The sequence below is a fragment of the Oleiphilus sp. HI0067 genome, assembly GCF_001635735.1.
The window spans coordinates 1-725 of sequence record NZ_LWFI01000140.1; the positions used below are offsets into that span (position 1 = coordinate 1).

Below are 725 nucleotides of genomic sequence, written 5' to 3' on the forward strand. Positions count from 1 at the left end.
CGGTGTCCATTAATGCAACTCATTACTGTGTTAAATCGCGCGGCATAATGGATTCAAACTCTTACACGTCAACGACTGCATTAGGCGGAACATTCAAGTCGAATGAGCGCACCCGTCAAGAGTTTTTGTCACAGGCCTAGGGTGAAATGGATCATAAACACTGCGTATTGATTACAGGGATTACTAAACGACTAGGCTTGGCCCTCGCTCACCATTTTTTAGATAAAGGCTGGCAAGTCGTCGGCACCTATCGCAGTGAGTCGGAGTCATTGAACTCGCTATGGGACAAAGGAGCAACTTTGTACCAATGCGATTTTCAGGATATGGATGCGGTCAACGATTTAAACGCTGAAATCAAATTGAAACACATACGTCTACGCGCCGTGATCCACAATGCTTCAGATTGGATGCCAGAAGGAAAAGGCTTCCCAAACGAGCAAGTGTTCGATCGTATGTTTAATGTGCATACCAAGGTCCCATATTTATTTAACCTCAACCTGCGAGACAATCTCAGAAATTCGAGCAATGCAGAGCATCTTGCAGATATTATTCACATCACAGATTTTGTCGCCGAAAAAGGAAGTAAAAAGCATATTGCATACGCGGCGAGCAAAGCGGCACTAGAAAACCTTACGCTATCTTTTGCGGCAGCATTTGCGCCAGAAATTAAAGTGAACTCAATCGCACCAGCACTTCTGAAATTCAACGAAGGTGACGATGACGAG

General features: G+C 44.7%; 2 protein-coding genes. Both read left to right on the forward strand.

What is annotated here, in order from left to right; translation table 11 throughout:
* The first annotated feature begins 2 nt into the window (after positions 1–2).
* Positions 3–140, forward strand: coding sequence for a GTP cyclohydrolase I (locus A3739_RS27910; protein WP_369821076.1), 138 nt, complete (start codon positions 3–5; stop codon positions 138–140).
* Between the two features lie 6 nt (positions 141–146).
* On the forward strand, positions 147–725 hold a 579-nt coding region (folM, locus tag A3739_RS01905; RefSeq protein WP_068500045.1), incomplete at its 3' end, for a dihydromonapterin reductase.